This is a genomic window from Paenibacillus sp. AN1007, from assembly GCF_040702995.1.
In the GTDB taxonomy this organism is placed as follows: domain Bacteria; phylum Bacillota; class Bacilli; order Paenibacillales; family Paenibacillaceae; genus Paenibacillus.
Map to the genome: position 1 here is coordinate 2284908 of NZ_CP159992.1, position 13674 is coordinate 2298581.

Annotated in this window: 9 protein-coding genes; 5 read left to right on the forward strand and 4 right to left on the reverse strand. The window is 43.6% G+C overall.

What is annotated here, in order from left to right; translation table 11 throughout:
- The first annotated feature begins 3 nt into the window (after positions 1–3).
- The 4 genes from ABXS70_RS10415 (at position 4) to ABXS70_RS10430 (ending at position 4343) form a co-directional block, all read left to right on the forward strand.
- Entirely contained in the window at positions 4–1872 is a 1869-nt protein-coding gene (locus ABXS70_RS10415) for a hypothetical protein (protein WP_366295628.1), read from the forward strand.
- Positions 1859–2131 (forward strand): hypothetical protein, encoded by a 273-nt coding sequence (locus ABXS70_RS10420; RefSeq protein ID WP_342551289.1) that lies wholly within the window; start codon positions 1859–1861, stop codon positions 2129–2131. The genes ABXS70_RS10415 and ABXS70_RS10420 overlap by 14 nt, the downstream gene beginning before the upstream one ends.
- A gap of 258 nt (positions 2132–2389) precedes the next feature.
- Positions 2390–2932, forward strand: coding sequence for a sigma-70 family RNA polymerase sigma factor (locus ABXS70_RS10425; protein WP_342551288.1), 543 nt, complete (start codon positions 2390–2392; stop codon positions 2930–2932).
- Between the two features lie 13 nt (positions 2933–2945).
- Entirely contained in the window at positions 2946–4343 is a 1398-nt protein-coding gene (locus ABXS70_RS10430; RefSeq protein WP_366295631.1) for a hypothetical protein, read from the forward strand.
- A 69-nt stretch (positions 4344–4412) separates the two neighbouring features.
- Here ABXS70_RS10430 and ABXS70_RS10435 read toward each other — a convergent pair whose 3' ends face one another.
- A complete protein-coding gene (locus tag ABXS70_RS10435) occupies positions 4413–4796 on the reverse strand; it encodes a hypothetical protein (protein WP_342551286.1) in 384 nt (127 codons plus the stop codon).
- 62 nt (positions 4797–4858) lie between these two features.
- Between ABXS70_RS10435 and ABXS70_RS10440 the strand changes: the two genes are divergently transcribed.
- Positions 4859–7366, forward strand: a complete 2508-nt coding sequence (locus ABXS70_RS10440; RefSeq protein ID WP_342551285.1) for a WG repeat-containing protein — start codon at positions 4859–4861, stop codon at positions 7364–7366.
- A 298-nt stretch (positions 7367–7664) separates the two neighbouring features.
- Here ABXS70_RS10440 and ABXS70_RS10445 read toward each other — a convergent pair whose 3' ends face one another.
- The 3 genes from ABXS70_RS10445 to ABXS70_RS10455 all read right to left on the reverse strand — a co-directional run bounded on the left by ABXS70_RS10445 (position 7665) and on the right by ABXS70_RS10455 (position 12907).
- Positions 7665–8399, reverse strand: coding sequence for a collagen-like protein (locus ABXS70_RS10445; protein ID WP_366295633.1), 735 nt, complete (start codon positions 8397–8399; stop codon positions 7665–7667).
- Between the two features lie 961 nt (positions 8400–9360).
- Positions 9361–9588 carry a sulfurtransferase TusA family protein gene (locus ABXS70_RS10450; protein WP_342556350.1) on the reverse strand — a complete coding sequence of 76 codons (228 nt, stop codon included), beginning with the start codon at positions 9586–9588 and terminating at the stop codon, positions 9361–9363.
- A gap of 76 nt (positions 9589–9664) precedes the next feature.
- Positions 9665–12907, reverse strand: a complete 3243-nt coding sequence (locus tag ABXS70_RS10455) for a cytochrome P450 (RefSeq protein ID WP_366296603.1) — start codon at positions 12905–12907, stop codon at positions 9665–9667.
- Positions 12908–13674: the final 767 nt, after the last annotated feature.

Genomic DNA, 13674 nt, shown 5'->3' on the forward strand with positions numbered 1-13674 from the left:
CACGTGGGTATGAGTGAATTCAAGCAGCAGTTCAGGCATTTTTCGAAACGCTGCACAGAGGATTATCTCATTCGTTATGCTAATAAGGGATTATATAAAAGGGCACTTAAAGAGCTGGATCAAGGGATTCGTGTCCAGTACACATGGAATGAGACATCGGTGATCTGTCAGCTGAGTGAGGGTACGGAATGTACCCTCTATGCTTCACTGGATAAGTGGGAGTGCTCTTGTCCATCGGAACATATCTGCAAACATGTACTGATTGCAATTGTTTATGATCAGCGGCAGCAGATAGCAGAAGAAGATGTGTCTGCAGCAGCTTCGGCATCAGAAGAGCCTGAGCCTTTGTCTATGTCTCTTGATGGACATCAATCACCCTCAGCATCAGCGGAGCATGCCGATTCCAGTTCCGTTTCCGATTCTGGCGATCAGCCGATTCCTCTGGTGAAGGAGACAAATCATTCGGGTTATAGTCAGCATGCTCAGTCGGTGGAAACGAATTCCCGTTTTCAGTGGATGCTTGAAGCCGATCTGACAGCGCTGATTAAATCGTATACTTCAACGTTGGTTGAAGAAGTTGTTTTTCGCCTGCGTTACCCTGAAGAAATTCAAATCACAGCGGACACGCTTCTGACAGTTCTTTTGAAACGTCAAGATATTGAGGTTTCCTTCACAGAAGAACCTAATCTGACCAAAGCTCTATGCAAATGGAAGCAGACTGCAGGGAAGATGGCTAAACTTGAAGCCCTGCTGCGGTACCGTATGATTCATGGGCTGGATGATACGGAGGTTCTGAGTATGCGCGCATATGAAGCGAAATTCTCGCTTCAAACGGTTAGCGAATGCCGCGAAATGCTTGCAGGCATCCTTAAAACAGGGCTGGCACGGCTGCCGCAGTCGTATTTAGCGCAGCTGGAGACGCTGGCGATTGCTGCACACAGCGGTAACCTTCCGGATATTGAACGCAGCCTGCGCGGGATTCAGGGAGAGCTTCAGCTTTTCTTCAAAAGACATGTTCGCTTCTCCATGCAGACGATGCTGGAGCGTATAAGTAAACTTTATCTTGCGTTAGAGGTGCTTGTCGAAGGCGATATCTCTGTCAAACAGCAGAGCCAACTCGTTGGAAGCTTTCGAAGCAAGTATTTTACTGTACCTTCACTTCATCTCTATGGCCTGGGGGCTGATTCTTGGGAGACGCGTTCAGGTTTTCGCGGCATTACGTATTATTTCTACTGTTTTGACGATAGAAAAATCTATACGTACAGTGATGTGCGTGCAGTCTATTACGAAGACCAGCAATTCTCATTTGCAGAGCATTATGGAGCATTCACCCCGTGGCTTCCAAGTCTGACCTTCAGCCGGTTTACTGGAGAAGAAGTTCAGTTCCAATCTGTTAAAGTGAACGAAGAACGCCGGATATCGTCCGGTGATGGAGCCCAGCTTACGATTTTGCCGCGTACGAATGTATCTGAGGTTCATTTCGGAGCGTATATGATGGATATCTCTGCTGCGCTTCAGCAGCGGCCGGACTCCACCTCGTTATTCACTGAACCGAAAGAACGACTCGCATTGATTGAAGCAGCTCGGATTGTCGAGCATACGTTCAATAAGCAGACACAGGATCTAATTCTTACGGTGGAAGATCAAGAAGGAAGGCGCCTGCCTCTCACCCTTCCATATTCTTCAGATTGGCAGTCTATGATTAATCGACTGGAATCGGGACTTGGTTCACAGAAGCTGGAGCATTTTTATGCGTTTGTGCGACTGGAGGCAAAGCGGATCACTCCGATCAGTTTCCTGAAGGGCAAGACGCTGCTGAGTTTGAAGCTGGATTCCGGTAGTGGGAGGATAGGACGTTTTGGAAGAAGATAATGGATTGATTCAACAATTACGCGGCTGGTCCGAGGAATTATTTTTACGAGGGTTATCTCAGTTTACGATTCGAGATACGCAGCTGCTGGAGCATATGGCTCTTGATGCACAGCGACTACAGATGCATTTCCTTCATGAATTGATCAGCGGTGTAGTGGAAGCCGGCCGCCGGGCAGCACTTGGTGAAGGGCATGAGGAGCAGCTGCTGGATCAGTACTGCCGCCTTGCTCAATATGTACAGCTCAGTGAGCAGACATAAGCTTAGCATGATGGATTTTTCTTATTAGGCATGTACTGAGCTTCATATGAAAGAGTTCCTCCAGCCTACAGCTGAAATTTCTACCCGGTTATAGATCAATACAATAGATTATTGCAATAGTCAAAAAAGCAGGTGGCCGAGCCCTTGCTTTTTTTGTTGTTGATTGTAAGTAAAATGGATTGGAGAAACGAATATAAGAAGAAAGCAATCTTTTGCTTGGGAAATGAAAGTTACATTTGGAAGGAGGCGTGTAAGGCTGTGAAAGAAGAAGAAATCAGGCAGGCTGTAGCGAATCGTGATCCTGAAGGGATGGAATGGGTGATGAACCACTATTCGGGTCTGTTGTGGAAGATTGCTCATTCTATTCTCCGTCATGCTTCTAATGAAGAGATCGAAGAATGTGTAGCAGATACATTTTTTACATTTTGGCAGCGTCCGGAGGCTTTCCAAACGAGTCGAAGCAGTCTTAAAAATTATCTGGCGACAATAGCTAAACATAAGGCTATCGATCGTTATCGGAAAATGAATCGGAGATCCGAACTTACATACGAAGAACATATTCATTCGGTTGGAACGCAGGATGTTTTAATGCAGCTGATTAGTAAAGAGACGGACGCAGAACTGGAACAATTGATTGAATCTTTTCCAGAACCTGAACGTGAGATCTTGAAACGCCGCTTTTATGAGGGTCAGAAGCCGCATGAAATATCAGAAGCTTTATCACTGCAGGTCAGACAAGTTCATAACAAGTTGTACCGCTCCAGGCAGCAGTTGAGAACATGGTGGAACAATAGGAAGTAAAGGAGGCGATCCTGTGGGAGATTCCAAACATCAATTCACTGAACAGAACCTTTCCAATATTAAAAGTATGTTTTATGAAAAGGTAGCAAAATACAAATCGGATTCAAATGTAAGTGTGCTGCCAACAAGATCATCGTTCGACGAGTCTGTCCATGCCGAGAGAAACATAAAAAATATGAAAAGATACCGTAAAGTCTTTTATATTCCCGTGGCGGCAGTGTTATCTCTATGCATTGTGACCGGTGCGGCAGCTTCAATCGGGATCATTGATCTGACTTCCGTTCTTCAATTTCTAGGATTGGATCGGATTAATATCCTACAGCCTGTACATCGAGTAAGTGAAGATCAGGGCATACGTATGGAGGTTATTGGAGCAGTCCGGGATGGAGATGCGGCGGAAGTTTATGCTTCCGTGTCAGATCTGACAAGTGATCGTATTGACGAAACCCTTGATGTATATGATTACAGATTAAGTGGAGGCAGCGCGAGCAATGCCCAAACGATTCATTATGATAAAGCTTCAAGAACTGCCATTGTCCGTTTCATAACGCAAGGTAAAGGCAGCAGCAATCGGATGACGATCCGCATCAATACATTGATGTCGGGAGCGGCGCGGGAAGATGGATACTCTATTCCTATGGATTGGAATGCACTGCTTAAAAATAGAGATCAAAGCAGCTATGAATTATTAAATCAAGATCAAATCAGCGGACTGGGCGGTAAAATCGCGAATGAAATGGATAAAAATTCGTTCCAGGTACTGCGAAAGGATCAGACGAATATCTCCGTTCCGGGTGTAGACTGGATGCATATATCCAACATCGGCTTCATCAATGGAAAGCTTCATGTGCAGATTAACCCGGATAATGAGATGGGGGGATACAATCATGGATTTTTCTATTTTACAGATGCGCAGGGGCATAAGCTGGATATTCCCGAATACTCCATCAGCTATGGTCATTATATGAAAGATGGCGTTCGTTATGGTGGAGATTATATCGAATATGTGTACGATCTTACTGCAGTTGATGCTGTAGATAAGCTTAAGCTCCGGGGGAGTTTCACCAATATTGGCGAAGTTATTCAAGGAAAGTGGGAAACGAGCTTTAATCTGGAACAGCATAACGCAAGTAAAAGCGGACATGTAAACCTTGGTAGGAATGCAGACACGCATGTTAAGGTAACCCTTTCTCCAATCGGTATTACGTTAACCGGCGATGATCTAAGTCGAATCCGTATGGAGGATTTGAATATCGAACTGCATCTGACTGACGGCACGAAACGGGCTGCTCGATCCGGATTTATTCAATTGGACAACGATCTGCTCAAATGGATATCATCCGAGACGGTTCCGGTGAAAGAGGTAAGCTATCTCCTTATCGATGGAAAAAAGGTCAGTTTAGAAGAGTAAAAGATTATTTCTGAATTGACACTAATAGAGGAGTGTATTCAATAAAATGATGGAATGAATACAACTGCCTTAATTGGCCGCTGTATTCATTCCATCCATCTTTACTGCTTTGTAGTAAGTCTCATCATCTTTTACTGTGATATAATCAGTTGTCTCGACATTTCTTACTTTAAATAATTTTGTCCCTTTTTTATACTTGTTGGAAAACAGATTCGGTAATTCATTACTTTCATTTGTAGAGTGTTTTTTAATTATTCCAATTTCGATTTCAACTTCAGTTTTAGTAACAGTTTCATTTGTCACCTTGTAAATCCCATTCTTCCACGTTACAACATCAAATGCCCAACTTTGAAGTTCACTATGACCTGAGTTTGAGCATGCTGCAATCAACAACATTAATGTCAGAATGAATACAGAAGCTCTTCTTGAAGAGTGAAGTGGAGGCATTTTCATGTCATATCCCGAGTTATGATGCATACCATTAGGCGAATGCGGTCATAAGGGAGGAAGCGGAGATGTCGATGAGTGAACCGCTATTACTGCAAATTGTAAACCAGCATATTCCGGCGGGTGCAGCGGTCGTAACGATTGATAAACCAATACAGCATCCGGCCGTGTATGCGGCTGATCTCACAGGTGACGGCTTGCCGGAGATTGCCGCTGTATATCAGCTGAATAGCGAACTGTATTTGCTTATACTAAAGTTTGTTCAAGGACATTGGATCAAGATGGCTCTGACCAAGGGATTGGGTTATGGAGTTACCATGTTGACGGCAGCACCTGTAACTTCAACGTTAAGAAACAATCTCATTGTGGGCTGGCAGATCGGTGCGATATGGTCTAAGCTCGCGGTATATGAATGGGCCGAGTCCGGTCTCACGGATACTGCTCCTGACGATTTATATTACAGCTTCGCCGAAATTATCGATATACCGGGTGTGCATGGTCGAGACGGCAAGGTAGAGGTCGCGTTATGGATTCATGATACGGGGGAAGCTTATCGAGTGGAAATCATTCGGTGGCATCAGGGCCAGTGGATTCCCGCAAAGGATGCGTACCGGGCTTATTATCCCAAAGTAGTTCAGTATTACAAGCAGCTCACGCAGCATTATCCGGATTATGTATTCTATTGGTATTACCTTGCGGATGCTCAGTATCACGCGGGTTTATATGCGGCAGCACTTACTTCGGTTCAGAAAGCGCTGAGCTTCCCGGAAGCATATCCTTCGAGAGAAAATCTGCTTAAACTTGAGAAAAAGATTAAACAGGCCATGGATACCAGCATCCATGCCAGAGTCACAACCTGGTTGTATCCGGTCTCTGTTCGAACAACGAACGGGACTCGCTGGGGATACATGGATGCGCAGGGACATGTTCGTCTGGAGCCGGTGCTGGAGGAGGCTCAGTCTTTTCAGCCGAATGGATTGGCAGTTGTCGTGAAAAACGGACGTGCCGGGGTCATTAATCTTCAGGGGGTGTATGTGGTTCAGCCTGTGTATGATTCGATTAATTCTTTTTCCGAAGAACGGGCCATGGCTATTGATTCTCAAGGGTTCAAGATGATTAATGAGCAGGGCATCGTACTGACCAAACGGGCATACCCGTTTATTTCAGACATGCATGACGGCAGAGCGATGTTTTACGATTCTAATCCGAATCAGACCGATGGTTCGTCAATCCTGTATGGTTATCTGGATGCCTCGGGAAATGAAGTAATACGAGCACAATTTGCCTCGGCGAATGATTTTCAGCAGGGGAAAGCGGTAGTACAGATTAAAGATAAGGAGTATGCTCTCATTGATCGAAACGGAAATCGGATCGCGACATATCCATATGCTTATGTAGGACCACTTGGGGATGGATGGCTCGCTTTTCAAAAAGAGTCCTCGGGCAAGTATGGTTACATTGATGAACGGGGTAATATTCGCATTCAACCCAAGTTTACATCGGCATTTCCTTTTCACAACGGGCAGGCGATCGTTAATACGGCAGAGGATTACAAATCGAGCTATGGTGTCATTAATAAGCAGGGATCCTTTGTAATTCAACCCGCTTATAACGATATTCGGGAGCTAGGTGAGCAGAGATATGCACTCGGGAAAGCCATCGATCCGGAGCAGCCATATATCGGTTCGTTGTATGCCATAGCAGAGATAAACGGTAGGAGACTAACAGAGTTCATCTATCGTAATGTAGAAAATTACAAACATGGCCTTACTTCCGCATCAGATGGCATACAGACGTACCTGCTGGATTTGAGCGGCAGACCGGCTTCAGGGTATCCTCGTGTGACAGGGGCAGGTTCTATGGAAGTTGTGGCGCCGGATCTTATTAAAGTATTTGTAGACCAGCGTTTATCTTATGTGAATCGGGCCGGACAGATCATCTGGCAGCAAAATACGATCGTACCCTTAAATCCGCCTTATCGAGTGCGGGAGGAGAAATATAAACCCAATCGGGATTATCTTGTCTACTATCCGCAGGTTGAAGGATTAAGTAATCAAGCAGAGCAGAATCAGCTGAATGCCAGGTTGAAAGAACTATCCCAGGTCAAAGCGATCCCGGCAGATCAGCAGCTGGATTATACGTATACGGGTGATTTTGATATTACGTTCTATCAGCAGCTGCTGCTTCAACTGCAGTTGACAGGTTACAATTACCCGGCTGGCGCAGCACATGGAATGCCAACGATGGTATATGCCATTATTAATCTGAGTGATGGCCGACTGTATGAGCTGAAGGATCTGTTTAAGCCCAACAGTGACTATGTGAAGGTGTTAAGTCAGATTGTAGGGGAACAGATCAAAAATGATCCGCAGTATTCCTACGTTTTTCCAGATACGTACACTGGAATAAGTGCGAACCAGCCATTTTTCGTAACAGCAGATGCGCTGCATTTGTATTTCAATCCGTATGATATAGCCCCATATGCAGCAGGATTTCCGACGTTTACAATTCCGTTCAGCCAGATCATAAGTATCATCAATACAGAAGGGTCGTTCTGGAAAGCATTTCATATGTGAGCGCAGCAGGAGAGGGCAGCCAAAAAATAGAGGCCATATGCGCAGTACAGTATGGCTTCTATTCTGATTGAAAGAGAAACTGTAGGTGATGTAAGCTGAAGGATTTGTTAGTGCAGGAATTCACTTAGGTCTCGGCTACGAAAGGAAAAGAGCAGCGGAATGTCTATTTAACAACAGCATCCCGCCGCTTCTGAATCCCTAGCCATCCATACTATCTTTTCAAAAATAGACTTATGGAGTGGACAAAAAGCATATACTTTAATTTTTATGCTGACATAGACTATATCGTGGATCGACATTAAGGAGTCAGTTTCAGAATAGTCACCGTGGTATTCAGATTATTATGCAACTGTGCAGGAGTTGCATTCGCATTGACCAGTTGAATCGTTGTTGGAACTGTTGTGACCGTAATAATAACTTCAGCAGATATGGGGCCTCCGCCATTACCTGTGAAAGGCACGGGTGTGATGGGAGTCCCATTCACTGTAAGGTTGAAATCGGCATCGCCCTGATTATGAATGGAGAAAGAGATAAAGTAACTTCCTGTTTCATTGATGGTTATCGTTGAAGATGGCGGCACGAATGTAAAGGCCCCCCCCACGTTAGCCAAAACACCAGTCAACGTAATTGGCGAGTTTCCTGGAACGGTGTCCGTACCTGTGCCGGGATCAGCTCGGAAAACACTTAGGAAATCTGAGATTCCAGCCCCCGTTGGCCCTGCAGGACCTGTTGATCCAGTTGCACCTGTTGCTCCAGTTGCACCTGCTGGGCCAACTGCTCCGACCGCACCAGCCGGACCCACGGGTCCTTGTATACCAGGAATCCCTTGCAATCCGACTGGCCCCGGTATCCCTTGAGCACCAGTGGCCCCTTTGGGACCTATCGGTCCTATTGGACCAGGAATCCCTGGTACGCCTTGTGGTGCATTAACTGTAACCTTAGGTTTAACCTTTACTACCTTAACCTTCGCACCGCAATGTAAATGTTTTTTGAATTTACGTCTACAAATCCGTTTCCCATGATGATTAATCAATGAACTCACCTCCGTGATATTTCTCCACATACTATGTGCTGTAATCACTGGAGGCGTAGACAACTAACTATAATTCAGAAAATTACAGGGCCCATTATGAGGAAAGTTGTCTATCTCATGGAGCAATATTTAGACGTTAAGATTCTTCTACATATTGAAAAGCCTCTTACCAAAGAGCCGAGAATACAATGCAAAGCATATTAAATCTCTATACATTACACATGTTTGGTATGTGATGCTACACCCGCAAGCCAGTATGTGAGTGCACCTGCATAGGAGAAAAAATACTACCAAAACAAATATTTTGATGAGAAAGTTTGAATTGCAAGGGGGCAATTCGATTAGATCTAAATGGAAATGTCCGCATCAGACAAAGAAACGATTCATACACCTCAGAAAATCTCAATGCTATTGACAAGAAACTTGTACCGATTGCCAAAATGGACAAGATCCTAGCCCGATTACCGATTAGAGATACATCTAAACATTGATTACTTGATTGATCCAAAGGGACATGAGATAACTTACGATTACATACAGCCGGGAACTTGAGAAGTAGCTCAGTATGAATATGACGCATGGGGAACGTAATGGGAAAATTTAAGGAGGTGGTTCATGTTGAGAAGGGAATTCTTAAAATGTAGAAGAGTTCAGATATAAAATATCTATTTAATAACGAGATCGTGGCTTATGAAATGGGCGAACGCAACGACAATGAACTGGTGCTTAAGTCGAATTTGATTAGTTAAAATTCGTAAAAATCCATTTAATTCACTTACTGTTTCACAAAACTCGTATTTTGTACATATGTTCCTTGGTCGTAAATAACGCTGAATGGTTCTGCTAAATCCTGCCCGCAGGGTCACTATAGAGAAGAAAATTACTGCTCTCTCAGCGTAACTATAAATTATGAAGGCTTGAAATAAGCGAACACACTACTGCGTGTTCGCTTTGTTTTTATTTAAATCTTTTTAACGTAAAACTTATAAATACCGTTGTCTTCCTCATAGGAAATCAATTCGTGTTTGGTTTGTCTTACCCAAGCTTGAAAGTCATTAACGGAGCCTTTGTCCGTTGATATTACTTCTATGATTTGTCCGGTTTCAAGACCATCCAGCGGTTTCTTTGCTTTTACGATCGGCATAGGACATGCCAGTCCTTTAGTATCTACTACCAGATCTGTTTTCATAATTTCTTGCAATATGTCCATCGATAACCTGTTGCCACGCAAGAAAAAGGATGTAAATGTCCATTGTTTTTTTAATTCACTTGATACCGACTACTTCAGAGGTACTGGAATAACCTGCCCATACATCTTTGACATATCGACCCTCATCCTGCATCTGTCGAAGCCATAATTCTGCTTCCTCCAGTTTCACATTTTTCGTTTTCTGATAAGTTTCCTTCAAGGTCTCTTCGACTGCTGGAGCCATGCGTCTGCCGTCGCCGCACACATATATCTTGCCCTGTCGGTCTAAAAGATCCATGATCTCTAATCCAGCTCGTTTAACTAGGTCTTGAACATAGACACGGGGTTCCCCGTCAATACGGGAAAAAGCAGTATGCACCTTTACAATTCCCTCTTGCTCGAACTTAAGCAAATGATCCCGATAAAGAAAGTCGGCGTCATTCCTGCATCCGAAAAATAGATGTGCATCTCCGAGGCTGACTCCTTCTTGTTTAAGCGCGTATCTAGCCTGTAAAAACCCTCTAAACGGAGCCACACCTGTTCCTGGACCAATCATGATAATAGGTACGCTGGCATCTTTTGGAAGTTGGAATCCAGATTCCGGGGTTTCTACAAATAACAATACTCGATCTCCAGGAACTCGTTCTGCCAAGTAACACGAAGCTACCCCAGCATACTCACCTTTCCCATTCCATGCAGGATCTCTAAGGACACCAACAGTTATACTTACTTGTTCAGGCTGAAGGCGTGGAGAGCTGGAAATAGAATAATATCTAGGCTTGAGTGGTGTTGAAATCTCCAGAAATCTGGAGAAATTTAACTCACAGGCCTCATATTTCTCCAGCAGGTCCAGCATAGTTATTCGTAAGTCAAGAATCTCGCGGGTGTAATGTTCATCATCCATCACAACCTCTAGTTCCCTCCGATGAGGCGGGCAAACCGTGCTCGTTGCCAATTCCTGTAATTGTAAACGAGTAGCCGGTTCTTGAAGTTCTACACAGCTTTGAAGTAGTTCACGGACGTTTATCGTCCGGTCCATTGGTAAATGTGTTAGGTGTTTGACATCCGCACTCAAACGGATCATTTCCCCACCTTCCAGGTTAAAGCGGGTCAGTACGCGTTCGATGTTTATTTTTGAATTCAATGGCAATACACCAATGTGATCACCCTCTTGATAACCAATATTTTCGGGTAGACGTATTTCAATATGTCTAGTGCTTCGACCGCTATCTGGAGCTTGCAACTCGTGATTAGAGGTAACCTTCCCATAAAAAGCACCATATGTTTTTATATAAGGAATTTGAGGTGGCTCATTAACGAATTCCATTTTCAGTCCCGATGGAAGTTTTGGTTTGACTGGGTCAGACTGCACTCCCAATGTTTTCGTTACCGCAGTCCACATCCCACGCAGCCAATTCTTAACCTGGTGCTCCATATCGGAATTTGCATCAGCTTCCCCACGAGATAATAATCTTTTTCCTCCGATAGTCTCCATTTGATTATCAATGTAACGCGGGATGCTTTGATATGTTCCAGACCAGCTTCGATCACCGCAACCAAACACGGCATAACGTACTCCTTGCCCTGCACCTGCTTCAGCTTGTTTTAACCATTCGACGAACTTTGTTGCATTGTAAGGAGCCTTGCCATTGTAGGATGCAGTAACAATAATGACCAGAGCCTGGCTCGGCAATCTCCCTGCCCAGTCATTGAGTGATGCTATTTCGGTTTGGATCCCATAACCAAGGGCTGTGTGTGTGATTTGCCTAGCGATGCCTTCAGCTGTACCTAAATTGGAGCCATATAATACAAATAATGACGGTTCACCATTCTTTGCAGCAGATTGGTTAGATTGGCTTAGGACCGTGACTGTCCCAGTAGTGCTGTCAGCTTGAGTTGGTACAGAAGTCGAGTTCAAAGACGCTGTTGTTGAATCCGTTAGTGTTTCTGGATCCCGGGGTTTAGCCTGAATCTGAAAATCCCCAGGCTTCAAGGTCAACGTCTGTTTAACATCCAATTGATAATTATTAAAGTCATTAAGTTCAAAGTTCTTTAGGATCATGCCCACAACCAAAGTTGCTTCGTACAAGGCGAACTGCATCCCGATACAAGCACGTTCGCCGTTACCAAAAGGTTTGTATGCATGATGAGGCACTTTAGTCGGGTCTTCAAACCGCTCTGGTCTGAAAAATTCTGCATCCTCTCCCCAAACGGTGCGATCACGGTGAAGCCGAGTAAGAAGTATACTGAGATTTTGGCCTTTGGGTATATGAAATCTCTCCCCAATAACTGTATCCTCTTTTGCGTAAACTTCAAAGCCCGGTGCAGTCGGCCATAGCCGTAACGATTCATTAAGGATCAAACGGATATACTTGAGCTGGAGTACTTCTTCGTATGAAGGCGTAGAACTTGTCAGAATCTTATCCACCTCTAATTGTGCTTTTTTGAGAACCTCCGGATTCTTCAGCAGGAGATAAAGTGTAAAGGATAATAAGCCGCTTGTGGTCTCATGGCCAGCGATCAAAAAGGTGATGATTTGATGTCTAATATTTTCGTTGTCCAGCCTTTCCCCACTTTCAGGATCACGGCCCTCCAGCATGCGCGCAAGAAGATCCGTTTTCCCTGCCTGAGAACTCGCCTTTCGCTCAGCAATAATTTGGTCAACCAGTGTAAACATCGTCTCGATGTCTGATTCAAACTGTTTTTTGGTTCGAAACATCAGCATATTCTGAATTTTCATGCGTGAACTTCTGTGCATGGCTTCGTCCAAGGCCCGCACCATACTTTTTACAAAAGGTGCATGCTCTTCGCGGTAAAAACTATTGAACCGATAATCGAACCCGCAAAGACCTATGGTATCCAGGGTCAAACGTGTCATATCGTCAGCGACATCGATCGAATCCTGAGGGTTCAGTCTCTTCCATTTCAGGATTAACTGTTCGGCGACATCAATCATCATGGGGTGATATCCTTTCATCGCCTGTTTTCCGAATGTCGGAAGCAATATATTGTGTGCTTTTCTCCAGTTTGGCTCGTGTGTCCAGCTTGTAAACAGACCGTCACCGCCAAAAGCACGGACATTTTGTAACTCGCTAAAGACATATTTGTCAAATCGGTTCACATCACATGCCTCTGCGACTAGATCAGGACCAGAGAGCACAATCGTTGAGAACCCTGGTGCAGTAAAACGAAAGATAGGTCCATATTTTTCTGCCAATGTCCCTAAAGTCAGTGAGGGCTGGTCAGGATCAATTAGCGGCATGTTACCCAACGGACCATATGTTGGGGGTTGGGGAATTGAATTGGTAGTCATTTTCATCATTCCTCTCCTTGTATAATTCGAAAATAGCGTGAACTTTTAATTTAATGATAGTTAATTCTATCATTTGATTTAATAATAATTCAAATCAATTTAAATTTTCAACTTTACTGTTTGGCTGCAGAAGAACAATATCGCGATAACTTCCTTTTCCAACTCTAGACTCTTAAAATTCACCCGAAGCTGTCTTAACCTTAATTCGATTACACCCTGTTATTTTTTGATTGAAACTAAATACTTTTAGAGCGATTGTTTAGTATTTTTTTCGCTTTTTCAAAACTCACATTCACGACCCCTTTCATATTTTATGGGCTGTATGTTTGAATATCTGGAAAATTAAAAAGTCCCCAAGCATGGGGACTTTTTTTTGACTACGTTATAAAGGGCTATGGTATCACTTATCTTCCTTCTTTAATGATTAAAGATCATTATTACGAACATTTACAATTTGTCAGATTTAAGGATGCTGCATTGATTAGAAAGTTGTATCTTTTTTCATATAGCCAGCACATTTTAGATATGATTTGGTACCAATTACATCTCCATTCAATAAACAAAGTATAATAGGGAAATCGGATATGCAAAATTGTTTAATTTTCATATGGGTATAACTTCAGGTTATATTATTTATATTTTCGGTACCATTCATAAGAAGTATTCCTGATAAAAAAGGAGTTAGCCCAGCGTCAGTTATCCATAACAACGTGAACATTTTCAAATAAAATGGTATAAGTTCTTGTCCTGGGCTTAAGAACTTATACCGATAA

Bases quoted from the DNA above. Each gene is read 5' to 3' on its own strand.
- ABXS70_RS10435 (WP_342551286.1), bottom strand. From the start codon at position 4,796: ATGAAAATGCCTCCACTTCACTCTTCAAGAAGAGCTTCTGTATTCATT.
- ABXS70_RS10440 (WP_342551285.1), top strand. From the start codon at position 4,859: ATGTCGATGAGTGAACCGCTATTACTGCAAATTGTAAACCAGCATATT.
- ABXS70_RS10450 (WP_342556350.1), bottom strand. From the start codon at position 9,588: ATGAAAACAGATCTGGTAGTAGATACTAAAGGACTGGCATGTCCTATG.
- ABXS70_RS10455 (WP_366296603.1), bottom strand. From the start codon at position 12,907: ATGAAAATGACTACCAATTCAATTCCCCAACCCCCAACATATGGTCCG.